This window comes from Spiroplasma endosymbiont of Zeiraphera isertana, from assembly GCF_964030805.1.
Classification (GTDB): Bacteria; Bacillota_I; Bacilli_A; order Mycoplasmatales; family VBWQ01; genus Spiroplasma_E.
The window spans coordinates 2,039,042-2,064,387 of sequence record NZ_OZ034965.1 but is presented as its reverse complement, the minus strand read 5'-3'; the positions used below and the strand labels follow the sequence as shown (position 1 = coordinate 2,064,387).

The window sequence follows — 25,346 nt, the reverse complement described above, 5'->3', positions numbered from 1 at the left end:
ATTATGCCTTTGTAAAACTTAATTTTACTGTTCCATAATAATCAGTTTTATTACCAGTCATAGTAGCACTTGTATCAGTTATATTACTATATACTGCTTTAGTTACTTCAAAACCATTATTACCAACTTTAACTATTGCAGTATCTAATTCAGCATTAGTAGGAATATCTCCAGCCATAGTAATTTTTCCTAAATTTTTATAATAAATTACATCTTGTAAATCTAAAATATTCATATTATCATAATCAGTATTTTGATAAGTAGCATTAATATTAGTTGCATCAACTTTATAATTTTTTGCTCTTGCTTCTTTAATTTCATCTACTGTTGGCATTTTTTCTTGAATTATATACATTAAATTAGGTCTTATTGCTGCTGGTAATGAATATAATGCTTTACCAATAATACGAATATTATCTGTAGCATTATCTAATTTATTTCTTACTTTTGTAAATGAAATAGGCATACCTCACATATATATGTTATAAACTACTCCAAATAAATCTAATAATTTATAATCTTTTTCTAAATGCATACCAGAAACAGTATCATGAATAAAATTTTGTTCTAAATAAAAACTTTCATAAAATTCCATGCCCATAATTTGATTTGTATATCTTTTACCAGTTGCTAAAGTATTTGCAGCAATTTGTCCATAATTTAATAATGTAAATGCTTTTGCAAGATTAAAACTACTATCAATACCACAAGCACCAGTTAAATCTGCTTTATTAATACCAACTGTAATATCATCTACTTTTTTAATTAATTTATTATTTTTTTATCCAATTATATAATAAGCATTTAATGCTTGTTCTTTAGTCATATTATTTAAATTTAAAGGTAATACTAATGATTTAGCAATTGCATAATCTTTTGTACCTTGTAAAAATATTAATTCAAAATTTTCTCTTAAATTTCTCATAAATGAACTTGTTCAATTTGAAACAATTGGTGTTGCAACATTTGCTGGTGAAGTCATAAATCTTTCAATATCAAATTCTGGAATATTAAAATCAATTGTTAATTCTTTATCAATAATTAATGTTGTTGTTTTAACTATTCCTTTTTGTCTTTTAGTACCAGTAAATTCATCTCATGTAGAACCTCATAATACACGAACAGTTGCTCTATATATTGCCATTGCTACACCACTAATATTTGCTATTTGGTCAGCAGTAACAGTATTTCTCATAAATAAAGTACTTAATTCAGCAGTTAATTCACCACGAACTTGTGCTTCAAGTACACTTAAAACAGCATTTTCAGTAGGTGAATTACCACCAATAATAAATGCTTTAGGTATTTGTGGAATTGCCATATTATCCTCTTTCTATTTAATAGATTGAAGTGCATTTCCTCTTGCTAAATTTACAAGTTTTTCTAATTCATTAGGGTCAGTAATACCTGTAGTTTTTGCTTTTTCATTTAATTTTTTTTCTAATTCTTCTGGATTAATACTATTTGTATGTAAATCTAAAAGTGTTTTAGGATTAAAATCATTTGAATTAATTTTATTTTCTTGTTTAATTGGTTCTGAAGTTTTATCAATTAAAAAATCTTTATAATCTTCATTTATTTTATTAAATGCTTCTTGTTTTGATAAAGATTTATAATTATCAGTACTCATTAAATTTTTAATTAAATTTACTTTTTTAGTATCTTTAATATTAGAAAATAATTGTTGCTCTTCAAAACTATTAATTTTATTTTCATATTCTTTTAATTTAGGTTTAAACATTTTATTTTCCATAAATTGTTCATGTTCTTTTATTAAACGTTGTATATTTTCTGGATTAGAATAATCTACATTGTTATCTCATTTAAAATTTTCCATTTTAAACTCCTTATTTAATAATAATTATTCCTATTATTAGGCAAATAGTCACGCCATGTTTCATGTTAATTATATCATTTTTATCCTTTAAAATAAATGAAAAAAACCTATATTTATTATAGGTTTCTAATCATTATTTTCTATTTTTCTAGGTTCACAAATATTAATAATTATATTACTTTGAGTAGTATTATCTTCTTCATTAATATCAAATTCATTTGGATAACTAACTTGTCAATGTTTATAAATTATTTCTGGTTTTACTAATGATTTTTCTAACATATGAGTTGAAATTATTGCTCTTGCATTATCATAATCTTTAATAAATTTTTTACGTCATGGATTGCTTCTACGTCGGCAATCATAAACAAATTTTCTATCAATTCCAAGTGCATTATTTAATCCTTGTGGAGTTAATATAACCTTTTTAGTTCTTAAATAATTATCAATTTGAATTTTATAATTAACACTTAATTTTTCACCATATTTTTTTTCTTTTTCTGACATATTATCACCTATATTCAATAATTTATATACTAATTATAACATTTTCATAAAATCATATTTCACCACTTTAATAATAATTATTACTATAATCAATTCATAAATTAAGAAGGAGATTAATATTATGAATTTTCTTAGTAATGAACTTAATTATGATGAACTTGATAATCAAATTAAAAATAATGGTTTAAATTATTTAATAAATCTATTAAAAGCATATGATGATTTTTGGCATCAAAATATATATGATAAAACTAAATATAAATATGTTAAAACTGCTCCAAGAAGTCCAAATACTCAATATGGTAAAATAAATGATTTTTATCGTAGATGTTATTTAATATTAGAAACTAATGAATATGATTATCCTTTAGATGATTATATAAAAATTAAGAAAAGAAAAAGAACACTTACAAGTTTAGAACATACAATAATAAGAAATTCAGGTAATGGTAAAAGACAAAGTGATGTACAAGATACTATAAAAAATAGTAATTTTTCAAAAACATATATGACTAATGTAATGAAAAATGCAGTAATAGGTATTGAAGAAATAAAAGAGAAAAAATTAGTTTTACCAAATGAAAAATTATTTATAAATATGGATGATTGTTTTATTTCTTCATTATTTAATAATAAAAAACAAAAAAATAGTATTCGTACAATTAGTGCAAATAAAGGTAAAGATTTAGATAAATCTACTAAAAGTAGAAATGTTTTAAAAGATAAAAAAATTACTTATATGAAAACTAAAAATGGTCAAAGAATTAAAAAACAAGAATTTATTAATAAAATTTATGAATTTCTTGATTTACAATATATTTATAATAAAAATAGTTTAGTATTTATTGGTGATGGTGCGCCTTGAATTAAAACTACTGCTAAAAATGAAAATATTCCTTATGTAATTGATAGACATCATGCATTTAAAGCACTTAAAAAAGGATTTATTTTTAATAGAAAAGTAGATAATAAAAAAATAACAAATGCATATAATTTATTTATTAATGGTGAATATTATCAATTATTAGATTTTTTAAAAGAAAATAATGTAAATGAAGAAATATATAAATATTTTAAAAATAATAAAGATGGTGTTATAAATCAAAAAGAAAATTGAAATCAAGGAGTTTGTGCTGAAAGTGATGTATCACATTTAGTTAAATCTTTAAAAGGTTATGGTCCTAAAATTTTTAATGATAAAGTACTTGATAATATGCTTATAATTAATTCAGCAAGAATTAATAAATTAAATCTTTTACTTTAAATTTTTAAAATTTAATATTTCTAAACCTAAATAGTTAGGAATTTTTGATATTTATAATTGTAAAATAATAACTTAAAACACTTGATTATAAATGTAAAAAGGTATATAATATAACCAGCAATTAATAATTTAAAGTTGTCTTTTATTTAAAGAAAATTAAATTATAACTATTAACTTTACTCACCCCACAATTAGTTTGTTGCTGGTTTTCTCATAAACTCCAACAATCAAAGTTTTAAAAAACAAGGATCTTCCTTGTTTTTTAAAACCTAAATGTGAAAGATACATTTCATCCATCTGTGCTGTGCCATCAACAATGAAACCTGCATCTTGATTTCCAATTCTAGTCCTGATTTCATGACACATTCTTCAAGCTGTTTTATAGGTCACACCCAATTCCCTTGCAACATCGGTTGCTGGTATGCCGTGCTTTGTGTTTATTCATCTAAAGATGAGATAAAACCAAGATGTCATTTGGGTCTGTGACTTATAAAAAATTGTTCCATAAAGAATACTAAATGTTCGGTTACAGTTCAAACATCGTATTCTTCTCAAATCAGAAGCATTCAAACTAGAAGAAGCACACCTGATGCATTTCATTATTTTCAACTTCGCTATATATTTCAAACAATCGTTTTCAGTTTGAAATATGCTATTGAATTCATTTCAATTCATTTTTTACTCCACACTAGTACATGCAGGGATAATTGCCTAAATTTAAATTTGATAATTTTGTAAAATTAAACACTTATAATTTTAATTTATATCAGATACTATTATTAAGTTTTAATACCTAAAATAAGTTATAATATAAATAAAAAATAAGGGGTGTTAGATATATGGAAGAAAAAAAAGATGACTTAAAAAATACTCCATTGTCAAATGTTGATAATAGTATTATCAAACCAAATAATGATAATCCATCATTTAAAGATATTGAAGAACAACGTTTTACTACTTATAATCCGTTATTAAGTGATAGTATTAAATTTAAAAGAATGTATTGAAGTTCAAAAATGGAAAATATTGCTCGTATTTTGTTACTTACAGTTTCTTGTTTTCATTTAATTTTTTCTTATTTTTTAGCTAACAATTTGGTTAATCAAATTTTGAGTAATAAAGGTAGTAACATGAACCCAACTTATATAATTTATATATTTTTAATTATAACTCTGGGATTTAATTTTATATTTTATTTACCAGTAGCGATTGGTCGCACTGCTAGTGCTATGTTTGGATGATCAATTGTTTATATTATTTTAGCAATTGCTTATTTTATAGTTTTAGAAGTATTTTGTACAATTTTGTTATTGGTTAATGGATTAGTAAATGAAACCGTTTCTGCAGAAGTTCCAATATTTATGATTATTGTTTTACTAATAACTGTTTTATGATTAATTGCTGCTTGTTTATTAATTGTTAAAAGTGATGATGTAAGAAGAGAATTAAGTGTCGAATAAATAATAAGTAAAGGAGAATATAAATGAGTACAGATAGTTTACTTTCTAAGCGAATTGAACAATTAATTAAAGTAATTAGCGCTGATGTTTATGAAAAAGAAACTGTTTTTAAACTTGCTATTTTGGCGTTATTATCAGGAGAATCAATATTTTTATTAGGATTACCAGGAATTGCTAAATCATTAATTTCACGACGAATTAAATATGCGCTCCATGATGGGCGAAATTTTGAATATTTAATGAATCGTTTTTCTACTCCAGAAGAAATTTTTGGACCAATCTCAATCAAAGATTTATTAAAAGGTAACTATGTAAGAATTATTGATCAATATTTGCCTGCTGTTGATATTGCTTTTTTGGATGAAATTTGAAAAGCAGGCCCTTCAATTCAAAATACATTACTAACTATTATTAATGAAAAAATCTTTCGTAATGGTGGTGTTGATATCAAAGTACCATTAAAACTATTAATTTCAGCTTCTAATGAGTTACCAGAAAGTGGTAAAGGTTTAGAAGCTTTATTTGATCGTTTTATTATTAGAATGATAGTTTATGGTTTAACTAATGAAGAAAATTTTAATGATATGTTAGAAAGTATTACTAGTTTAGAAGTAAAAGTTCCACTTGAATTACAAATTAAAACTTCTGAATATGAAAAGTGATTAAAAGAATTGGAAACTACTGTTACTTTAAGCAAAGAAACATTAAATTTTATTTCTCGTTTTCGTAAAATTTTAACAGAAGCAACTAATGGTAAAGCTTACATTTCCGATCGAAGATGAAAAAAAATTGCTAAATTAATAAAAGCTTCAGCTTATTATAATGGTAGAACAACTACTGATAAGCCTGATTTATTGATTATTCCTTACTGTATTTGAGATAATGAAGATCAAGAAAAAGAGTATACAAAACTTTTCAATGAAGCATATTGTGAAGATTTAACTTACACATTGAAACAAAATCAGATTGAACTGGAAAGTGAGTTGGAAACATTAAGTAATAATGCCGAAAACATTAAAGATAGTCAAAATCAACCATCTATTTACTCCAATCCATTTTCTAAACAAATTAAAGGCATATATTATCGTTTATTATGACATAGTGATGAGTTTCCAATTTGTTTTATTAGTAGAAAGGATTTTCAGTTATTATTACGACGTAATAAAAAGAGTCATAATATTCAATTATTTTATGGTAAAAGTTTAAGTAAAATGGAAGGTAATCAGAAGTTTGAGTTACAATTAAAGAATTCTAGTGAATTAATAAATATTACAAATAATTCTATAATTCAAGTTGAATTAACTAATACTGATAGTAAATCACAATTTGGAAATATTAATAGTCAAATTAAAGATTTAAAGCAACAAATTAATGAATTAAAAGTACATTTTGAACAAGAATATCATCGTTTAAGTAAAACCGATTCTATATTTTTTGATGAACAATTTAAATCACTATTAGAAATGGCATTTTTTGATAAAATTTCGCAAATACCAAAAGCAGAAACTGAAACGACTCTTTCATCAGAATCACTAACTGAAGATTCACCAATAACTATTCCAAATGTTAATGATACTAATAATAATTATGATATTAATTAAGATAGGTGATTATTATGGAACAATTAATTGAATCCCATGTTTCACAAATTTTAGAAACTAAATTGAAAAAAATGTCTTTTTCAGAAACAAATTTAAGTAGTTTTACTTGATTTAAAAAAAAATTTGCTTGATTAGCTCCAGAATTTGATCAACAAATTAGTCATTTTTATTTAAATGAAGTTTTAGAAAAAAGTAAAAATATTGTTATTAGTCCCATCATTAAAAGAGAATTACGATTATATTTCTGAGTTATGATTAATGGTATTGATAGATTAAAAAATAATTGACAAGAAATTTACAATAGGGCAAAAATTCTTGATTCACCAATGATTAATTATTTTTATTATTTTCAAGAAAAATTTAAGGATCGTAAACTTAATAGTAAATTAACTTTTGATAATTTTATAAGACATTGAGAAAGTTTAATTGTTCAAAGAATTGTAAATTATAAATTATTTGAAACTATGCAAATGCGTCAAAAATATTTAACAATGTGAAGTAATAATATTAAAATTATTAATGAAGTAAGACATATTGTTGGTTTTGCTTGAAATTTTTTTGGACGATTTTGAGAAGGAGATTTAAATGATTTTAAAAAAATTAATTTAAATACTATTATACAATATGGTGAAATTTTAAATAAGAATCCAGCTATTATTGAAATTGCTAGACTACTTGGTCGTTGAAAAGGAATTTCGGGTTTAACAGAAAAGCAGGTTCATCAAAAAGTACAAATTGAATATCAATTAAAGCCATTAGGAAAATGGCCTGAAGAAATAGTAGGAATTACCGAGGGTAAAGATTTAGAACATTTATTACCATTAGAATTAGTTAATCTTGCTATTCCAGAGTTAAATGCTATTTTTTATAAAAAATTTGTTGAAGAAAAGTTAGCAATTACAGAGTTTGAATCAACGGATTTAGTTGCCACTGAACATCTTGTTGAAGAAGTTGTAGAAGTACCAATTCCCGAAAGTGAAGGCCCTTTTATCTTATGCATTGATACATCTAAATCGATGAGTCATAGTCCAGAAATTATTGCAAAATCAATTGCGCTTGCTATTAGTAAAATTGCTTTACAAGAAAAAAGACCATGCTATATGATCAATTTTTCTGGTAAATTTGAAACTTATGATTTATCTAATTTAGTTTCATCAATTCCCAATCTAATTCATTTTTTAGGTCATAGTTTTAAAGGACATACTAATATTAATCCAGCTATTAGTCATGCTTTAACAATTATGCAATCTAAAACATATCATAATGCAGACTTATTGGTAGTTTCTGATTTTTTATCTGCTAATATTACTAAAAATAATATTAATTTAATGTTGCAACTAAAAGCAAAAGCTAATCGCTTTCATGCTATTAATATTGCTTCTTCAACATTGTCTAATAATTTTAAAAAATATTTTACTAATTATTGACATTATGATCCTCGCGATCCATTTGCTGCGCGAAAAATTGCGTTAAATTTAGCTAAAACTAAAAATAAATCTTAATCTTAATTTTGATAGTTATTTTTTGCTTTAATAATGATAAAATATTATTAGAGTGAAAAAGTAAACTGATAATGAGAGATGGATAATATGAAAAAAAATAATTTAATTTTAAGCAAAATATTAGTTATTATTAGTGTTTTAACAGTAACAATTAGTTTATCAATTTTTCCATTATTTAATTGAGGTGTTCCATTAAAAAACAATATTGCTATTATTATTACTTTAATCGTTAATAAAGAACCAATTACTAGTAGTTTTTATAAACAATTAATGACTAGTGATAGTATAGTTTCTTTATATACTTTTGGAACATTATTGATTTTTAATTTAACTTATTTAATACCATTAATTTTTATTAAAAAAACTTTTTCAAGATCAGTTTTTGCTATACACATGTTATTAATAACCTTAGTATTGATACTTTTTGTATTAGTACTTTTTAATTACTTTAATATTAGAAATTTTCAAACTATTCCTTTTAAAGATTTATGAACAATTCCTTGAGCAGGTATTGGTTTAAGTTTACTTACTATTTTTTGATATGGCTTAAAAAATTTATGAGTTAATCCTCCACAGTTATCAAAAAAAAGTAATGATTATAGTAAAAACAAACAAGAAGAAATTAAAAGTGATGATTTACCATCATATGAAGATTTACAATTAAAATTAAAAATGTTAAAAAAACAATTAAAAGAAGTTAGAAATATTAAAGGTAAGAAATAATAAAAGTTATTTTAGATTTTTAATTAGATCATTAGCAAACTTTGTTTTTTGATATTTGTTGTTGGTTGATTACTATAGTTAGGTGAATTTATTTCATTTTTACTTGAGTTTAAAATTCATGATTGCAAATATTCTTTCACTTCTAGATTCACTTTATTTATTGATTCTCAAAAATTATCTATACATTCAATTTTGGCACCATTTTCTATTAGAAACTTAACTCCCTCTATATTATTATTATTATTAGCAATTAGAATTAAGGCAGTTTTACCAGTTTGATTTGTATGATTAATATCAGCGTTATTTTCTACTAAAAATTTAATAACATCTAAGTGATTATTTTGAGCAGCTCGTGTTAAAGCACTTTCTTTATTATAATTAATTATATGGTTAACATCGGCATCATTTTCAACTAAAAATTTAATTATATTTAAATATCCTTTTTTGGCGGCTTTTGTTAAAGCACTATTACCACTACCAATTTTTATATTTTTTTGAAAATAATTTTCTTTGATTCTATAAGTATAAGTAAAAATATCTGAATTTGTATAGTTGACATTAGCATTATTTAGTAATAAAAGTTTAATTTTTTTTAAATCATTTTCTTTTACTGCATTCATTAATTGTTTATTTTTTTCTCTTTCTCTTGCTTGTGGTGAACATCATTTCAAAAATTTAATTACATCTAAATGACCATTTTCAATAGCTCGATCTAAAGCGGTTTCACCACGTAAATTTATTTGATTAACATCGGCATCGTTTTCAACTAAAAATTTAACTATATTTAAATACCCTTTTTTGGCGGCTTTCATTAATGGAGTATTACCACTAGTATTTTTATCTGGATAAGAAGTCACTTTACCGGTAAGTTTTTTACAAATGGAATATTTAAAGTTTCTATAATTGACATCAGCGCCATTTTTTACTAATTTCATAGTTTTTTTAAAATTACCTTCTTCAATAGCAATCATTAATTTCTCATTTTTAGTCATATCTTTTAATGCTCCTTTTCTTTTAACAATTTAATAAAAATCCTAATATAGAAAATATCTATACTAGGAATAAACAATTATTAAATTAATAAAATTATAATTTATTTTTTTAATCTATCAATTAATATGCTTTTTTGTATTTTTAAGGTTTTGAATATTTAATTAAAAATAATTTAAAGAATGTAAGTAAATGATTATAAAATAAGTGTTTTGTATAGTTTGATTTAATTATTATTTTATAGTAGTGTATTATCAATAGTAATTATAATATTTGCAAAATTAGCCTTTTAATAGATTTATTTATTAATAAGGTTTTTTAATATTATAATTTATATTTTAAATTAACATTATTATGAGGAGAAATTTTAATGCCAAGATTAGAACATTTAGAAAAAGAAAGAATAAACAAATTTCTTATTTTACTAAAAAATAGTGATGAAATAAAAATTTTTTTTAATGATTATAAAGAAGTCATATTAAATGGTGAATGTCAATATATGAATTTTTTTTATGATGGAATGGCAACCTTTTTTAGGACTATTTTTTGGTAGACATTTGTTTTTGATAATTAACTGGAGTTAGGTAGTTTAAAGTGCTATGAATTCGTATGTTGTTATATCAATTGATATAATAGACTTGGTGCAAAACCTTTAATTTTAACAATTTAACGATTATTATTAATATTAAAGGTGATAGTTATTATGTTGAAAAAATATAAAGATGATCCAGAATTTTATAGTTTAGTCGGCATAAAGCCACAAACATTTTATAAAATGCTTGAAATTTTAAAAATTGCTGAGTCTAAACAAAAATATTATGGTGGTAGAAAAAATAAAATTGTAATTGAAGAGCGTTTATTAATGACTTTAGAATATTGAAAAGACTATAGTAGTTATAGAGTTATTGCAAAAAGATATAATATTAGTCATACTAGTTGCATTCGTAATATTTTTTGAATTGAAAATATTTTAATAAAAAGCGGAATTTTTAATTTACCTGGAAAAAAAGATTTAACAAAAAATAAAGGTACTAATAATAATTTGTTAGCTATTGATGCTACTGAAACTCCAATTGAAAGAATTAAAAAAAACTAAAATTACTTTTTTCAGGTAAAAATAAACATCATTCTCTCAAATCCCAAATAATTATTGATATTTCCAATGGAAAAATTATTTCAACTGATTTTTGTTTTGGAAGCATTCATGATTTTAAATTGCTTCTAAAATCTAAAACTTTTATTCATCCAGAAAAAAAGTTTTTGTTGATTCAGGTTATCAAGGTATACAAAATATTCATAAAAATACATTTTTGCCATTTAAAAAAAGTAAATACAATCAATTAACACCAATTCAAAAAGAATACAATAAAACTTTAAGTAAAATTAGAATTAAAATTGAACACGTATTTGCTAAACTAAAACGTTTTAAAATTTTAAGTTTAAAATATCGCAATAAAATACGAAGATTTGCATTAAGATTTAATTTAATAGCAGGAATATATAATTTTGAATTACCTTAGTTTTGCACCAAGTCTAATCAAATAATTCTAATTTTAATTGGATTAATGATCTAAAATTTTTATCATTAATAAATTCTGTTTTGAAAGTTTTAAAAGTTGCTTCAGCAACAGCATTGTCATAAGGACATCCTTTTTTGCTTAAAGAGCGAGTAATATTGAATGCTAGTAAAAGTTTATCAACAATTTTATTATTAAATTCATTACCTCGATCGCTATGAAATATTTGAATATCTTTTAAACAGCGATTTGATTGCATAAATGCTTCATATACTAATGATGCATCTTTTTTAGTGCCTACACTATGTCCAATAATTTCGCGGTTAAATAGGTCTATTAATAAACAAATATAGTTTCACTTACCATTTACTTGAACATAAGTTAAACCACTAACAATAACTTCGTTTTTAATCCTATTCTTAAAGTTTCTATTAACAAGATTAGTTATTTGACTATCATTGACTTTATTATGATGATTTTTGTGTCTTAATTTAGTGTATTTTGATATTAAATTATGTTTATTCATAATTTCTTTAATTTTTCGTCTTGATAAATAAATTTCTTGGTTTTCTAATATGACTTTTAATCTTCTTGTGCCATAAATTTCTTTATTTTCTTTAAAAGCACTAATAACAGCTTCATCATACATATTATTTTGATTTTTTTCTTTTTTCTTGAAATTAAAATAATATGTTGATTTAGAGAGCTTTAAAAAACGACACATTGTACGAATTTTATATTTACATTTATTATTGATAATAATCTCTATTTTCTGCCTATTATTAGTGCTGCTTGCTTTAAAATATCATTTTCCATTCGTAACTGTTTTAATTCTTTTCTTAATTTAATTAATTCATTTTCTTCAACAGAACGATTATCTTTAGATTTAAAACTACCTGAATTAGTAAATTGCTTAATTCAATTATAAGTAGCTGCTCTTGTAACATTGTACTCTTTAGCAAGACAAGACACTGACTTACCACTTTGATATAAAGCTACTATTTGTTTCTTAAATTCGTCGGTATATGAGTTAATATTGGCCATAATTATAGTTCCTTTCTTTTAACTAATTTGTTCACTTGTCTACGTAATTAGTGTCCAACAAAGTGTAACCTATCCATGATTTAGATGAATTTTTAAAAAATAAAGAAAAAATTAGAGAACAATTAAAAGCAGAAACAGTTCCTGATAATAAAAAAATAAAAAAAATCTTTAATTGTAAAATTAAAAAGGACACTTATATAAAAATTAAATTGTGTTAGTTCTATAATAGACTTGGTGCAAAACCTTTAATTTTAACAATTTAACGATTATTATTAAGGCTTTTCTCCCTTTATGTACTATTTTTAAATTTTATCACATAAATGCTGAGAAAAGCCTATCTACGGACTTCTCCCCACATTTTTAAATCAAACATAACATTACAGTTTCAAAACTAGGTATATTGTTGAATTTATATGCCGATTCTTTTGCGTATAAATGAACATGATGTTTTTCAACTTTGATATGTGTTTTAAATGTTCGTCTGATGTGCTTTCATGCCGATTCAATCTGGTTTATGTTTACACCAGTTTTTGAAACATAGCCATCTTGATGGTTAACTGTTTCATGCTTAGTGAAAACTGATTTAAAATGGCGATATCCTTTTCAAGAATCAGTATGTACATCACACTTTGAAGAAATGTGGTTTCTTGTAAATTGCAAAAGATTTTTTTGATTTGCATTTTTCAACACTTTCACAATTAAATTATTGGTTGTTTTTTCATAAATCCCAACAATCAAAGTTTTATTTTTTAAGGATCTTCCTTGTTTTTTAAAACCCATATGTGAAAGATACATTTCATCCGTTTGCACTATGCCCTCAACAATGAATTGAGGTTCTTGTTTTGCAATTGCACTTCGGATGTTATGACCCATTCTTCAAGCAGTTTTCAAAGTTACTCCCAATTCTTTTGCAACATCAGTTGATGGAATTCCATGTTTGGTGTTTATTCATCTAAAGATGAGATAAAACCAAGATGTCAAAGGTGTTTGTGACTTGTAAAAAAAATGGTGTCATGAAGAATATTAAATGTTTGATGACATTTCAAACATCTTATTCTTCTTAAATCAGAAGTATTCAAATTTGTTCAAGAACACCTCATACATTTGTTTTCCTTCAAACTTGCTATATATTTCAAACAATCTTTTTCTGTTTGAAATATATTGTTGAACTCATTCAATTTCATTGTTTCCTCCACAAGTACATGTGGGGAGAAGTCCGATTATTAATATTAAAGGTGATGGTTATTATGTTGAAAAAATATAAAGATGATCAAGAATTTTATAGTTTAGTCGGCATAAAGCCACAAACATTTTATAAAATGCTTGAAATTTTAAAAATTGCTGAGTCTAAACAAAAATATTATGGTGGTAGAAAAAATAAAATTGTAATTGAAGAGCGTTTATTAATGACTTTAGAATATTGAAAAGACTATAGTAGTTATAGAGTTATTGCAAAAAGATATAATATTAGTCATACTAGTTGCATTCGTAATATTTTTTGAATTGAAAATATTTTAACAAAAAGCGGAATTTTTAATTTACCTGGAAAAAAAGATTTAACAAAAAATAAAGGTACTAATAATAATTTGTTAGCTATTGATGCTACTGAAACTCCAATTGAAAGAATTAAAAAAAACTAAAATTAATTTTTTCAGGTAAAAAGAAACATCATTCTCTCAAATCCCAAATTATTATTGATATTTCCAATGGAAAAATTATTTCAACTGCTTTTTGTTTTGGAAGCATTCATGATTTTAAATTGCTTCTAAAATCTAAAACTTTTATTCATCCAGAAAAACAAGTTTTTGTTGATTCAGGTTATCAAGGTATACAAAATATTCATAAAAATACATTTTTGCCATTTAAAAAAAGTAAATACAATCAATTAACACCAATTCAAAAAGAATACAATAAAACTTTAAGTAAAATTAGAATTAAAATTGAACACGTATTTGCTAAACTAAAACGTTTTAAAATTTTAAGTTTAAAATATCGCAATAAAATACGAAGATTTGCATTAAGATTTAATTTAATAGCAGGAATATATAATTTTGAATTACCTTAGTTTTGCACCAAGTCTATTAAAAAAATTAACCAAAATTGATTACAAAAAAAATGACATTGAGCCAGAAAAACTCACAATTTCAAAAGGTATCGGTTTAAAATTTTTCGAAGAAAACTGAGAAACAATTTACAAATACGATTACATTCCTACCGAAGACAGAAACTTCAAACCTCCCAAATATTATGACAGAAAACTAAAAGAAATCAATCCAGAACTATTAGAAGAAATAAAAAAACATAGAAGAGAAATATTTACACAAAATATAGAAAATGAAATAAATTCTCAACCAACACTACTAACAGAAATCACGGGAAATAAACAAAGACGTCTTCATAAAAACTTAAAAAAATTTCTCAACCATTGAGAAACAAAAACTAAATATTTGAAACTAAATATAATTCTGCTAAGATTAAAATCAGAAAATAAAATATCGCATTATGGATGAAGCCGTCGAAAACTCGAACCATAATGCATTAATCATTATATATAATTATTATGATTAATAAAAGACAAGTGCTTCCCAACACTTGTCTTTTTTATTTTATACTATTGAAAGTAGGTGAAACAATGAGACGCAAACACATTAAAATGACTAGAAAACACAGAAGACACTTTAAAAACACCGCAACAAGAACAAGAATAGCAAATACAAGACCAACACTAAAACGCGGAGGTCATAGAGCATAATGCAAGACTACCAAAAAACAAATATAAACATAGAATGATTTAATAATCCAAAACAAGAAATAATAACAATCAAATGTAAAACAATATCACTACTAACAAAAAATGAAGACATAATCTGTTACCTACTAACACTAAATTTATATCCAAAATTCCAACCAAATAAAACACACTACAGTTATATATTAGAAAATAGACAAACAGGATATCTAATAATTTGTGGTAACAACTATGAAACAATTGGTCACACACAATTCAAATTCATAAAAGGAGAATAAAAATGCAATGAAAAGAAATTCTACAAATCATCATCACTATCGCAAGCACCGTATCTGCAGTTGCAAGCACAATATTACACAAACATTTCACAAAATCAAAAGACGAAAAAAACATTAAAAAACTAAACAAAATCAATAAAAAACAATCAAAATTAGAAAACAAATTAAATAAAATTAAGGAGTTAAAATAATGAAATTCCACACTCAATATAATAACAAAAGAACACCAACTAACGCAGGTAAAGAAGAATTTGAAGCATACCAAAGAATACAAAACAAACACACAAAAGAATGAACACTAAAAGCAATAGGAAAAAGAAATATATATAACGAAATACAAGAAACAGGTATAGGAACAAGTTTAAAAGAAATGATAACAAAATACCAAAACGATGAAATAGAACAACTAGGAAATAATCAAAACAATTACATAGATACAACAACAATACCTGAAAACAAAATAGACTTTGAAGAACACATAAAAAACCTTGAACAACAAATAAATGAAACTAAAAACAAAATTAAAGAACAAGAAATAATAACAAAACAAATCTACGAAAAAGCACAAAAGGAGCAAACGGAAAATGAGAAAAAATAAATTAGTATATAGTTTTGAAAACACAATAGGTTCTCATCCTAAACACTCAAAATTTTTCAGAAATCACGAACATAAAACAACAATGAATGCAAGTGATTTAATACCAATATTTATAGACGAAGTATTACCCGGGGACACATTCAAACTAACAACAAAAGCAGTTATTAGACAAACAACTTTAATAAAACCAGTAATGGATAACTCATATATCGACATCTCATACTACTTCATTCCAAACCGTCTAGTTATGGACTACTGAAAAAAATTCATGGGTGAAAATACAGACGGAGCATGAGCAGTACAAACAAAACCGACAATACCACAAATAACAGCACCAACAGGTGGATGAGAAATCGGAACAATAGCAGACTATATGGGAATACCAACAGGAATATCAAATCTATCAGTATCAGCATTACCATTTAGAGCATACGCATTAATATATAACGAATGATACAGAGACCAAAATCTACAACAAGAAGCACACTTAGATAAAGGTAATGCAACTAAAACAGGAACAAATGGTAAAAACTACATAACAGACTTAGAATGCGGAGGAATGCCAGCAAAAGCCGGTAAATACCATGACTACTTTACAAGCGCATTACCAGCACCACAAAAAGGACAACCAATAACAATACCAATAGGACAACTTGCACCTATCCAAACGGGTGACGCATATGAAATTAAAAATAAACAACCAATGACATTCAAACCAACAAACACAACATTAGCAGACGGAAATATAAATTTAGGAGCTAACGTTAAAAACAATATTGCAACAACAAGAGCAAACGGAACAAGTGGAACAATAAGTACAGCAGAACTTGCACCAAACAACCTATACGCAGATTTAAGACAAGCAACATCAATTACTATAAACGAACTAAGAGAAGCCATAACAATGCAACAATTATTAGAACTAGACGCACGTGGTGGAACAAGATACATTGAAATGCTTAAATCACACTTTGGAGTAAACAGTGGTGACGCAAGACAACAAAGACCAGAATACTTAGGTGGAATACATCAACCTTTAACAGTACAACAAGTACCACAAACAAACTCAACAGACGCAACAACACCGCAAGCCAATCTAGCAGCATTCGGACACAGTGGCTTAGAAAACCGTTCATTCAAAAAATCATTCACAGAACACGGTCATATCATTGGAATAGCCACAATAAGATATAATCATACATATCAACAAGGTTTAGAAAAAATGTGAAGTAGAAAAGACAGAGAAGACTTCTATGACCCAATTTTCGCAAACATTGGAGAACAACCAATATTAAATAAAGAAATCTTTGCCCAAGGAACAGACAAAGATTCAGAAACTTTTGGATATCAAGAACCATGAGCAGAATATAGATATAAACCAAACAGAGTTAGTGGAAAATTCAGAAGCAAAGCGAAAGACCCACTAGACATCTGACACTATGGAGATTTCTATAAAGAATTACCTAAATTAAGTGCAGAATGAATTCAAGAAGACCAAAGTAATATAGACCGAACATTAGCAATCAAATCCACAGGAGAAAACGCCGAACCACAATATCAATGCGACTTTTTCTTCAAAAACGAAATTGAAAGACCAATGCCTACATATAGTATACCGGGTTTACACAAAATCTAGAAAGAAGATAAATATGGCATTAATAATAATATTATCAACACTATCAATACCAACAATAGTAGGATTACTAATAGCAATACTAGTAGTCCTACTAAAAATAAAAAATATCTTAAAAAACAAAGGAGATAAATAAAATGGGATTCGGACAATTTTTTGACGACGTAGGCAACTTTTTCGGAGATATAACAGGAACAGGTAACAGTTCAGCGCGAGTACAAAATCAAACAAACAGAGACTTTGAAGAACGTATGTCTAACACGGCCATACAGCGACGCATGGCAGACATGAAAGCCGCCGTAATAAATCCTATACTCGCCGCAGGCGACGGCGCGAGTACGCCTGCGGGAAATGCTGGCGCTGGTGGTCAAGGAGCCGGCGCATTCATTCACCAAACAGGAAACGCAATAGGACACACAGCAAAAACATTAGGAAAATACTTCTCACATCCATACGGAAACGCAGCCAAACAAATAGAACAAAACTATAGAAAAAAAGTATTACAAAATATCATAACTAACGCCGCAAAAGCGCTAGCTTAAACAATAAAAAAAATACCAAAAAAAATAACCTTGAATTTCAAGGTTAAAAAACAAATCTTGTCGTCGATGGGGCATATTATATCAAGTAGTAATATGCCCCATACCCCTAATCAATAGAAAGGTGTTAAAAAAAATGTCATGTTAAAAACCAATTATAACAAATGGATTTAATAAAAATGTACCTATATCCATGAAAAAAATAACAACACTTAAACAATATCAATATCTCATAAATTATGACTGAAAAAATCAAGCAATGTTACCATGTAGAAAATGTATAGGATGTAAAACAGACCACGCAAAAGAATGAGCATTAAGAGCAAAATTAAAAAACAAAAATTCACCTAACAATTTTTTCATAACATTAACATATAAAGACGAATACATACCTAAAAACAAATTCAACAAAAACACACTAAAATCAGAAGACTTAAAAAGATTTATAAAATCTTTTAGAAAACATTTCGAAAGACAAAATCATATAGGAATAAAATACATTGCTTCAAGTGAATACGGAACTAAAACAAAAAGACCACATTATCACATTTGTTTCTTTAATCTATCATTAACAAATACAGAATATTTAAAAAAGAAAAAAGGAAACAACTACTACATATCAAAAACAGTTGACAAAATATGAAATAAAGGAATGCATGTAATAGGCAAAACAACATACGAAAGTGTAGGATACACAGCAAGATATACATTAGACTTGGTGCAAAACCTTTAATTTTAAAAATTTAACGATTATTATTAATACCTGAGTTGTAAATATAAATGGGACAGTTTTTTAAAATAATTGTATTAAATCTATTGGTCTTTTATAAGAGAGCGATTTTCTGGGTGTAGAATTAATTTGAAATGCTATAAAATTTAAATCTTTTTGTTTATATGAAGATAGATCTGTAGATTTTGGTAAATATCTTCTTAAAATACCATTATTATTTTCATTTAAACCCCTTTGGCAAGGTTTACCAGGATCTGCAAAATAAATTTTGACATTACAAATTTTTTCGATTAATCTTCATTTACTAAATTCTTTACCACGATCAAAAGTAATGGTTTTAACTGTTCCTTTTTGTAACTTTGAAATAAATTTTATTATACTTTTCGTAATATTTTCTGATTTATGATTTTTAGTTACTAAAGGAATTGTGGTTTTTGATCATATATCAGCCAAAGTAATAATAGAACTTTTATGATCTTTGCCAATGATAGTATCACCTTCTAAATGACCAAATTCTTGTATATTTTTAATATTAGGAATGATTAAATTTCTTTCATGAATAGACTTACAATTATTAATTTTGCCCCTAGTTTCTTTTTGTTTGTGAGATTTATTTTTGCCTTTTCTCAATAAGTTATTTTCATCAAAACCCATTCGATTTGTTTTAAACATGTTATATAAAGTTTTTGTTGAAATACTTTTTATTTTATTTTCCTTTAAAAAGTTAGCAATTATATCAAGAGCATACTTTTTAGTAATTAACAAATGATTAATACTATTAATTTCTGTTAAAGTTAAAATTATTAATTTTCTGCCTGCGTTTTGTTTATTTTTTTGAAATTGATTCAATATTTCTAATGGCAATAAGTTTTTATTTAATAATCTACAAACTCTATGTACGGTTGATTTACTATAATCAACAATTTTTGCTATTTTACGAATCGAAAATCCATAATTTTTATATTCTTTTATTGCTATTATTGATTCAATACTCAGATACTTATACATTGCGCTAATTCCTTTCTTTTCTTAATTATAGAACTAACACAATTTAATTTTTATATAAGTGTCCTTTTTAATTTTACAATTAAAGATATTAAAGGTGATAGTTATTATGTTGAAAAAATATAAAGATGATCAAGAATTTTATAGTTTAGTCGGCATAAAGCCACAAACATTTTATAAAATGCTTGAAATTTTAAAAATTGCTGAGTCTAAACAAAAATATTATGGTGGTAGAAAAAATAAAATTGTAATTGAAGAGCGTTTATTAATGACTTTAGAATATTGAAAAGACTATAGTAGTTATAGAGTTATTGCAAAAAGATATAATATTAGTCATACTAGTTGCATTCGTAATATTTTTTGAATTGAAAATATTTTAATAAAAAGCGTAATTTTTAATTTACCTGGAAAAAAAGATTTAACAAAAAATAAAGGTACTAATAATAATTTGTTAGCTATTGATGCTACTGAAAATCCAATTGAAAGAATTAAAAAAAACTAAAATTACTTTTTTCAGGTAAAAAGAAACATCATTCTCTCAAATCCCAAATAATTATTGATATTTCCAATGGAAAAATTATTTCAACTGCTTTTTGTTTTGGAAGCATTCATGATTTTAAATTGCTTCTAAAATCTAAAACTTTTATTCATCCAGAAAAACAAGTTTTTGTTGATTCAGGTTATCAAGGTATACAAAATATTCATAAAAATACATTTTTGCCATTTAACAAAAGTAAATACAATCAATTAACACCAATTCAAAAAGAATACAATAAAACTTTAAGTAAAATTAGAATTAAAATTGAACACGTATTTGCTAAACTAAAACGTTTTAAAATTTTAAGTTTAAAATATCGCAATAAAATACGAAGATTTGCATTAAGATTTAATTTAATAGCAGGAATATATAATTTTGAATTACCTTAGTTTTGCACCAAGTCTAATTAAGAAAAGAAAGGAATTAGCGCAATGTATAAGTATCTGAGTATTGAATCAATAATAGCAATAAAAGAATATAAAAATTATGTATTTTCGATTCGTAAAATAGCAAAAATTGTTGATTATAGTAAATCAACTGTACATAGAGTTTGTAGATTATTAAATAAAAACTTATTGCCATTAGAAATATTGAATCAATTTCAAAAAAATAAACAAAACGCAGGCAGAAAATTAATAATTTTAACTTTAACAGAAATTAATAGTATTAATCATTTGTTAATTACTAAAAAGTATGCTCTTGATATAATTGCTAACTTTTTAAAGGAAAATAAAATAAAAAGTATTTCAACAAAAACTTTATATAACATGTTTAAAACAAATCGAATGGGTTTTGATGAAAATAACTTATTGAGAAAAGGCAAAAATAAATCTCACAAACAAAAAGAAACTAGGGGCAAAATTAATAATTGTAAGTCTATTCATGAAAGAAATTTAATCATTCCTAATATTAAAAATATACAAGAATTTGTTAATTTAGAAGGTGATACTATCATTGGCAAAGATAATAAAAGTTCTATTATTAGTTTGGCTGATATATGATCAAAAACCACAATTCCTTTAGTAACTAAAAATCATAAATCAGAAAATATTACGAAAAGTATAATAAAATTTATTTCAAAGTGACAAAAAGGAACAGTTAAAACCATTACTTTTGATCGTGGTAAAGAATTTAGTAAATGAAGATTAATCGAAAAAATTTGTAATGTCAAAATTTATTTTGCAGATCCTGGTAAACCTTGCCAAAGGGGTTTAAATGAAAATAATAATGGTATTTTAAGAAGATATTTACCAAAATCTACAGATCTATCTTCATATAAACAAAAAGATTTAAATTTTATAGCATTTCAAATTAATTCTACACCCAGAAAATCGCTCTCTTATAAAAGACCAATAGATTTAATACAATTATTTTAAAAAACTGTCCCATTTATATTTACAACTCAGGTCGTAATTCGCTAATTAATCGACTTTGAAGTGTCCCAAATAAACGTTCAATTCTACCTTTAGCTTGTGGAATTGAAGTTCTCATTATTTCAACGCCCAAATCATTACAGCATTTTTGGAATTGAGTATAAGTGTCATTTTCTGTGTTTATTTTACCTGAATCAATTTTTTTCTTATATCCAAAAACCGTTCTATTATCAGTATAAAATATTTTTGTTATCCCATAATTAGTTAAAATTTGATAAAAAAACATTATAATAACCATCTAATGTTTCTTGATTATCAAATCATAATCCAACAATACTTCCTGTATCATCATCAATTGCAGCATGTAAAAATGCTTTTGGTTTATCGTTACCAAATCAATGATGATTACTGGCATCCATTTGAATTAATTCACCAAAATTTGTTCTACGATTTCTTGTAGGATGTAAGTTATTTTTCTTATTCTTATGTCTTTTTGGTGAAATTATTTTTTCTTTGATTAATATAGTATAAAGAGTACTATATGAAATTTTGATTTTTTCTTCATTAGACTTGGTGCAAAACTAAGGTAATTCAAAATTATATATTCCTGTTATTAAATGAAATCTTAATGCAAATCTTCGTATTTTATTGCGATATTTTAAACTTAAAATTTTAAAACGTTTTAGTTTAGCAAATACGTGTTCAATTTTAATTCTAATTTTACTTAAAGTTTTATTGTATTCTTTTTGAATTGGTGTTAATTGATTGTATTTACTTTTTTTAAATGGCAAAAATGTATTTTTATGAATATTTTGTATACCTTGATAACCTGAATCAACAAAAACTTGTTTTTCTGGATGAATAAAAGTTTTAGATTTTAGAAGCAATTTAAAATCATGAATGCTTCCAAAACAAAAAGCAGTTGAAATAATTTTTCCATTGGAAATATCAATAATTATTTGGGATTTGAGAGAATGATGTTTCTTTTTACCTGAAAAAAGTAATTTTAGTTTTTTTTAAGGCTTTTATCCCTTTATGTACTATTTTTAAATTTTATCACATAAATGGAGATAAAAGCCTACCTAGGAAATTATCCCCGCATGTATTTAAATCAAACACAAAATTACAGTTTCAAAACTAGGTATGTTATTTAATTTATATGCTGATTCTTTTGCATATAAATGAATATTGTGCTTTGAAACTCTTATGTGTGTTCGGAAAGTTCGTCGTATGTGCTTTCATGCTGATTCAATCTGGTTTGTGTTTACACCTGTTGGTGACACATACCCAACTTCATGATTTACGATTTCATGTTTGGGATAGAAGTTTTTGAAACTTACATATCCCTTCCAAGAATCCGTAAATAGACAGCACTCAGTAAAAATGTGTTTCAATGCAAATCTTAAAAGGTTTTTTTCATCTGCATTTTTCAGCACCTTCACAATTAGTTTGTTGCTGGTTTTCTCATAAACTCCAACAATCAAAGTTTTATTCAACAAGGATCTTCCTTGTTTTTTAAAACCTAAATGCGAAAGATACATTTCATCCATCTGTGCTGTGCCATCAACAATGAAAACTGCATCTTGATTTCCAATTCTAGTCCTGATTTCATGACACATTCTTCAATCTGTTTTATAGGTCACACCCAATTCCCTTGCAACATCGGTTGCTGGTATGCCATGCTTTGTGTTTATTCATCTAAAGATGAGATAAAACCAAGATGTCATTTGGGTCTGTGACTTATAAAAAATGGTTCCATAAAGAATACTAAATGTTTGGTTACAGTTCAAACATCGTATTCTTCTCAAATCAGAAGTATTCAAACTAGAAGAAGCACACCTGATGCATTTCATTATTTTCAACTTCGCTATATATTTCAAACAATCGTTTTCAGTTTGAAATATGCTATTGAATTCATTTCAATTCATTTTTTCCTCCACACTAGTACATGTGGGGATAATTTCCTTTTTTAATTCTTTCAATTGGAGTTTCAGTGGCATCAATAGCTAACAAATTATTATTAGTACCTTTATTTTTTGTTAAATCTTTTTTTCAAGGTAAATTAAAAATTCCGCTTTTTATTAAAATATTTTCAATTCAAAAAATATTACGAATGCAACTAGTATGACTAATATTATATCTTTTTGCAATAACTCTATAACTACTATAGTCTTTTCAATATTCTAAAGTCATTAATAAACGCTCTTCAATTACAATTTTATTTTTTCTACCACCATAATATTTTTGTTTAGACTCAGCAATTTTTAAAATTTCAAGCATTTTATAAAATGTTTGTGGCTTTATGCCGACTAAACTATAAAATTCTTGATCATCTTTATATTTTTTCAACATAATAACTATCACCTTTAATATTAATAATAATCGTTAAATTTTTAAAATTAAAGGTTTTGCACCAATTCTAATGTTAAAAATGCACGTTAATTAGCAAAAAAAGGAAAACTAGCTTTTGGTACTATTGATAGTTGATTAATTTATAAAATGACAAATGGTATTGAAAATAATGTTGAAAAAACTAAACATGTTATTGACATTACAAATGCTTCACGAACAATGTTATTCAACATTAATACTAAAAAATGAGATGAAGAATTACTAGAATTATTTAATATTCCTAAAAATATGTTACCAGAAGTAGTTCCCAGTTCAGGTAAAATTGGAACTACTTATAAAGGAATGTTATTCCAAAATGATGAGCAAGAAATTCCTATTACTGCTGCAATTGGTGATCAACAAGCTGCATTATTTGGTCAATTATGTTTAACACCTGGTGAAATCAAAAATACTTATGGTACTGGTTGTTTTATTTTAATGAACATTGGAAATACTCCTCTTTTTTCAAAACAAGGTTTACTAACGACTATTGCTTATCAATTATCAGGCGAAGAACCAGTTTTTGCTTTAGAAGGTTCAGTTTTTATTGCAGGGGCTGCTGTTCAATTTTTACGTGATCAATTACGAATGTTATATCGTTCCGATGAAAGTCTATGATATTCAAAAATTGTTGATCCAAAAGAAGAACAACGTATTTATGTAGTACCTGCTTTTGTTGGTTTGGGTGCCCCTTATTGAGATTCAACAGCACGTGGCGCTATATTTGGTTTAGAACGTGGTACGAAGCGTGAACATATTGTTAAAGGTACCATTGAATCATTAGCTTACCAGTCACAAGATGTTATTCTGGCAATGCAAGCAGATGTTAAATTAAATAAAGATTTAAAAGATTTAAAAATTAAGATTAAAGTTGATGGTGGAGCAAGTAATAATTCATATATTAGACTTGGTGCAAAACCTTTAATTTTAACAATTTAACTATTATTATTAATATTAAAGGTGATAGTTATTATGTTGAAAAAATATAAAGATGATCAAGAATTTTATTTTAATTTTCACAAAAAATCTTGATATTACTTTTAATTTTAAATTAAAAGTAATATTTT

35 protein-coding genes and 2 pseudogenes are annotated in these 25,346 nt (G+C 25.3%); 21 read left to right on the top strand and 16 right to left on the bottom strand.

The features are described 5' to 3' along the window. Position 1: 1 nt before the first annotated feature. The 4 genes from AAHM78_RS14365 to AAHM78_RS14350 form a co-directional block, all read right to left on the bottom strand. Positions 2-595, bottom strand: a complete 594-nt coding sequence (locus tag AAHM78_RS14365) for a hypothetical protein (RefSeq protein WP_342253652.1) — start codon at positions 593-595, stop codon at positions 2-4. 186 nt (positions 596-781) lie between these two features. Beyond that, a complete protein-coding gene (locus tag AAHM78_RS14360; protein ID WP_342253651.1) occupies positions 782-1,321 on the bottom strand; it encodes a hypothetical protein in 540 nt (179 codons plus the stop codon). A gap of 12 nt (positions 1,322-1,333) precedes the next feature. Continuing rightward, complete coding sequence (locus AAHM78_RS14355; RefSeq protein ID WP_342253650.1) at positions 1,334-1,837, bottom strand: hypothetical protein; 504 nt, start codon at positions 1,835-1,837, stop codon at positions 1,334-1,336. Between the two features lie 126 nt (positions 1,838-1,963). Then, the gene (locus AAHM78_RS14350) at positions 1,964-2,344 is read right to left on the bottom strand and encodes a hypothetical protein (RefSeq protein WP_342253649.1); all 381 of its coding nucleotides are present in this window, start codon (positions 2,342-2,344) and stop codon (positions 1,964-1,966) included. A 121-nt stretch (positions 2,345-2,465) separates the two neighbouring features. Between AAHM78_RS14350 and AAHM78_RS14345 the strand changes: the two genes are divergently transcribed. Further along, the gene (locus AAHM78_RS14345; RefSeq protein ID WP_342253648.1) at positions 2,466-3,608 is read left to right on the top strand and encodes an Mbov_0401 family ICE element transposase-like protein; all 1,143 of its coding nucleotides are present in this window, start codon (positions 2,466-2,468) and stop codon (positions 3,606-3,608) included. A 156-nt stretch (positions 3,609-3,764) separates the two neighbouring features. On the opposite strand, the gene AAHM78_RS14340 is transcribed toward AAHM78_RS14345, so the two are convergent. Further along, positions 3,765-4,178 (bottom strand): hypothetical protein, encoded by a 414-nt coding sequence (locus AAHM78_RS14340; protein ID WP_342253647.1) that lies wholly within the window; start codon positions 4,176-4,178, stop codon positions 3,765-3,767. Positions 4,179-4,447: 269 nt separating this feature from the next. Here AAHM78_RS14340 and AAHM78_RS14335 point away from each other — a divergent pair, with 269 nt between their 5' ends. The 4 genes from AAHM78_RS14335 (at position 4,448) to AAHM78_RS14320 (ending at position 8,894) form a co-directional block, all read left to right on the top strand. Then, a complete protein-coding gene (locus tag AAHM78_RS14335) occupies positions 4,448-5,068 on the top strand; it encodes a hypothetical protein (RefSeq protein WP_342253646.1) in 621 nt (206 codons plus the stop codon). Positions 5,069-5,091: 23 nt separating this feature from the next. Next, positions 5,092-6,669 carry an AAA family ATPase gene (locus AAHM78_RS14330; protein WP_342253645.1) on the top strand — a complete coding sequence of 526 codons (1,578 nt, stop codon included), beginning with the start codon at positions 5,092-5,094 and terminating at the stop codon, positions 6,667-6,669. Positions 6,670-6,683: 14 nt separating this feature from the next. Beyond that, entirely contained in the window at positions 6,684-8,171 is a 1,488-nt protein-coding gene (locus AAHM78_RS14325) for a VWA domain-containing protein (protein ID WP_342253644.1), read from the top strand. Between the two features lie 87 nt (positions 8,172-8,258). Then, positions 8,259-8,894: a hypothetical protein gene (locus tag AAHM78_RS14320; RefSeq protein WP_342253643.1), complete on the top strand. Its 636-nt coding sequence runs from the start codon at positions 8,259-8,261 to the stop codon at positions 8,892-8,894. A 23-nt stretch (positions 8,895-8,917) separates the two neighbouring features. Here AAHM78_RS14320 and AAHM78_RS14315 read toward each other — a convergent pair whose 3' ends face one another. Then, positions 8,918-9,886 carry an ankyrin repeat domain-containing protein gene (locus tag AAHM78_RS14315; RefSeq protein ID WP_342253642.1) on the bottom strand — a complete coding sequence of 323 codons (969 nt, stop codon included), beginning with the start codon at positions 9,884-9,886 and terminating at the stop codon, positions 8,918-8,920. A 368-nt stretch (positions 9,887-10,254) separates the two neighbouring features. Between AAHM78_RS14315 and AAHM78_RS14310 the strand changes: the two genes are divergently transcribed. Beyond that, a complete protein-coding gene (locus AAHM78_RS14310) occupies positions 10,255-10,437 on the top strand; it encodes a hypothetical protein (RefSeq protein ID WP_342253641.1) in 183 nt (60 codons plus the stop codon). On the opposite strand, the gene AAHM78_RS14305 is transcribed toward AAHM78_RS14310, so the two are convergent. Beyond that, positions 10,424-10,531, bottom strand: a complete 108-nt coding sequence (locus AAHM78_RS14305; protein WP_425289748.1) for an IS3 family transposase — start codon at positions 10,529-10,531, stop codon at positions 10,424-10,426. The genes AAHM78_RS14310 and AAHM78_RS14305 overlap by 14 nt on opposite strands. 56 nt (positions 10,532-10,587) lie before the next feature. On the opposite strand from AAHM78_RS14305, the gene AAHM78_RS14300 reads away from it, so the two are divergent. The 3 genes from AAHM78_RS14300 (at position 10,588) to AAHM78_RS14290 (ending at position 11,404) form a co-directional block, all read left to right on the top strand. Next, positions 10,588-10,980: a transposase family protein gene (locus AAHM78_RS14300; RefSeq protein ID WP_342253640.1), complete on the top strand. Its 393-nt coding sequence runs from the start codon at positions 10,588-10,590 to the stop codon at positions 10,978-10,980. Positions 10,981-11,099: 119 nt separating this feature from the next. Next, the gene (locus tag AAHM78_RS14295; protein WP_342252839.1) at positions 11,100-11,228 is read left to right on the top strand and encodes a hypothetical protein; all 129 of its coding nucleotides are present in this window, start codon (positions 11,100-11,102) and stop codon (positions 11,226-11,228) included. Continuing rightward, positions 11,195-11,404: a transposase family protein gene (locus AAHM78_RS14290; RefSeq protein ID WP_342252825.1), complete on the top strand. Its 210-nt coding sequence runs from the start codon at positions 11,195-11,197 to the stop codon at positions 11,402-11,404. The genes AAHM78_RS14295 and AAHM78_RS14290 overlap by 34 nt, the downstream gene beginning before the upstream one ends. 13 nt (positions 11,405-11,417) lie before the next feature. On the opposite strand, the gene AAHM78_RS14285 is transcribed toward AAHM78_RS14290, so the two are convergent. The 4 genes from AAHM78_RS14285 to AAHM78_RS14270 form a co-directional block, all read right to left on the bottom strand. Further along, complete coding sequence (locus AAHM78_RS14285) at positions 11,418-12,125, bottom strand: IS3 family transposase (RefSeq protein WP_342253639.1); 708 nt, start codon at positions 12,123-12,125, stop codon at positions 11,418-11,420. Between the two features lie 41 nt (positions 12,126-12,166). Continuing rightward, entirely contained in the window at positions 12,167-12,445 is a 279-nt protein-coding gene (locus AAHM78_RS14280) for a transposase (RefSeq protein WP_342253638.1), read from the bottom strand. A 360-nt stretch (positions 12,446-12,805) separates the two neighbouring features. Further along, positions 12,806-13,426, bottom strand: coding sequence for an IS1595 family transposase (locus AAHM78_RS14275; RefSeq protein WP_342253637.1), 621 nt, complete (start codon positions 13,424-13,426; stop codon positions 12,806-12,808). Beyond that, on the bottom strand, positions 13,390-13,629 hold the full coding sequence (locus AAHM78_RS14270; protein WP_342253636.1) for a hypothetical protein: 240 nt from the start codon (positions 13,627-13,629) through the stop codon (positions 13,390-13,392). Before AAHM78_RS14270 ends, AAHM78_RS14275 begins: the two co-directional genes overlap by 37 nt. A 63-nt stretch (positions 13,630-13,692) precedes the next feature. Between AAHM78_RS14270 and AAHM78_RS14265 the strand changes: the two genes are divergently transcribed. From AAHM78_RS14265 to AAHM78_RS14230, 8 genes are all read left to right on the top strand, one after another. After that, on the top strand, positions 13,693-14,085 hold the full coding sequence (locus AAHM78_RS14265; protein WP_342253635.1) for a transposase family protein: 393 nt from the start codon (positions 13,693-13,695) through the stop codon (positions 14,083-14,085). Positions 14,086-14,135: 50 nt separating this feature from the next. Then, the gene (locus AAHM78_RS14260) at positions 14,136-14,510 is read left to right on the top strand and encodes a transposase family protein (protein WP_342254611.1); all 375 of its coding nucleotides are present in this window, start codon (positions 14,136-14,138) and stop codon (positions 14,508-14,510) included. After that, on the top strand, positions 14,497-14,979 hold the full coding sequence (locus AAHM78_RS14255; protein ID WP_342253634.1) for a hypothetical protein: 483 nt from the start codon (positions 14,497-14,499) through the stop codon (positions 14,977-14,979). Before AAHM78_RS14260 ends, AAHM78_RS14255 begins: the two co-directional genes overlap by 14 nt. A gap of 495 nt (positions 14,980-15,474) precedes the next feature. Continuing rightward, positions 15,475-15,663 carry a hypothetical protein gene (locus AAHM78_RS14250; RefSeq protein WP_342253633.1) on the top strand — a complete coding sequence of 63 codons (189 nt, stop codon included), beginning with the start codon at positions 15,475-15,477 and terminating at the stop codon, positions 15,661-15,663. Beyond that, on the top strand, positions 15,663-16,070 hold the full coding sequence (locus AAHM78_RS14245) for a hypothetical protein (RefSeq protein ID WP_342253632.1): 408 nt from the start codon (positions 15,663-15,665) through the stop codon (positions 16,068-16,070). Before AAHM78_RS14250 ends, AAHM78_RS14245 begins: the two co-directional genes overlap by 1 nt. Continuing rightward, on the top strand, positions 16,057-17,706 hold the full coding sequence (locus AAHM78_RS14240; RefSeq protein ID WP_342253631.1) for a major capsid protein: 1,650 nt from the start codon (positions 16,057-16,059) through the stop codon (positions 17,704-17,706). The genes AAHM78_RS14245 and AAHM78_RS14240 overlap by 14 nt, the downstream gene beginning before the upstream one ends. 134 nt (positions 17,707-17,840) lie before the next feature. Then, positions 17,841-18,245, top strand: coding sequence for a hypothetical protein (locus AAHM78_RS14235; protein WP_342253630.1), 405 nt, complete (start codon positions 17,841-17,843; stop codon positions 18,243-18,245). Positions 18,246-18,435: 190 nt separating this feature from the next. Continuing rightward, a complete protein-coding gene (locus AAHM78_RS14230; protein ID WP_342253629.1) occupies positions 18,436-18,975 on the top strand; it encodes a rolling circle replication-associated protein in 540 nt (179 codons plus the stop codon). Between the two features lie 60 nt (positions 18,976-19,035). Here the strand turns inward: AAHM78_RS14230 and AAHM78_RS14225 are convergent, their stop codons facing one another. Next, on the bottom strand, positions 19,036-19,980 hold the full coding sequence (locus tag AAHM78_RS14225; protein WP_342253628.1) for an IS30 family transposase: 945 nt from the start codon (positions 19,978-19,980) through the stop codon (positions 19,036-19,038). A gap of 106 nt (positions 19,981-20,086) precedes the next feature. Here AAHM78_RS14225 and AAHM78_RS14220 point away from each other — a divergent pair, with 106 nt between their 5' ends. From AAHM78_RS14220 to AAHM78_RS14210, 3 genes are read left to right on the top strand one after another with little or no spacing between them, the layout of a single operon-like run. After that, positions 20,087-20,479, top strand: a complete 393-nt coding sequence (locus AAHM78_RS14220; protein WP_342253627.1) for a transposase family protein — start codon at positions 20,087-20,089, stop codon at positions 20,477-20,479. Positions 20,480-20,529: 50 nt separating this feature from the next. After that, positions 20,530-20,904, top strand: coding sequence for a transposase family protein (locus AAHM78_RS14215; protein WP_342255201.1), 375 nt, complete (start codon positions 20,530-20,532; stop codon positions 20,902-20,904). A 42-nt stretch (positions 20,905-20,946) separates the two neighbouring features. After that, positions 20,947-21,891: an IS30 family transposase gene (locus AAHM78_RS14210; protein ID WP_342253626.1), complete on the top strand. Its 945-nt coding sequence runs from the start codon at positions 20,947-20,949 to the stop codon at positions 21,889-21,891. 31 nt (positions 21,892-21,922) lie between these two features. Here AAHM78_RS14210 and AAHM78_RS17265 read toward each other — a convergent pair. From AAHM78_RS17265 to AAHM78_RS14190, 4 genes and pseudogenes are all read right to left on the bottom strand, one after another. Continuing rightward, positions 21,923-22,499: pseudogene (locus tag AAHM78_RS17265) on the bottom strand (ISNCY family transposase); the annotation flags it as partial. A gap of 45 nt (positions 22,500-22,544) precedes the next feature. Continuing rightward, positions 22,545-22,835: pseudogene (locus AAHM78_RS14200) on the bottom strand (transposase family protein); the annotation flags it as partial. A gap of 159 nt (positions 22,836-22,994) precedes the next feature. After that, positions 22,995-23,711 carry an IS1595 family transposase gene (locus AAHM78_RS14195; protein WP_342253624.1) on the bottom strand — a complete coding sequence of 239 codons (717 nt, stop codon included), beginning with the start codon at positions 23,709-23,711 and terminating at the stop codon, positions 22,995-22,997. A 118-nt stretch (positions 23,712-23,829) separates the two neighbouring features. Continuing rightward, on the bottom strand, positions 23,830-24,240 hold the full coding sequence (locus AAHM78_RS14190) for a transposase family protein (protein WP_342253623.1): 411 nt from the start codon (positions 24,238-24,240) through the stop codon (positions 23,830-23,832). A gap of 147 nt (positions 24,241-24,387) precedes the next feature. On the opposite strand from AAHM78_RS14190, the gene AAHM78_RS14185 reads away from it, so the two are divergent. After that, on the top strand, positions 24,388-25,218 hold the full coding sequence (locus AAHM78_RS14185) for an FGGY family carbohydrate kinase (RefSeq protein WP_342253622.1): 831 nt from the start codon (positions 24,388-24,390) through the stop codon (positions 25,216-25,218). Positions 25,219-25,346: the final 128 nt, after the last annotated feature.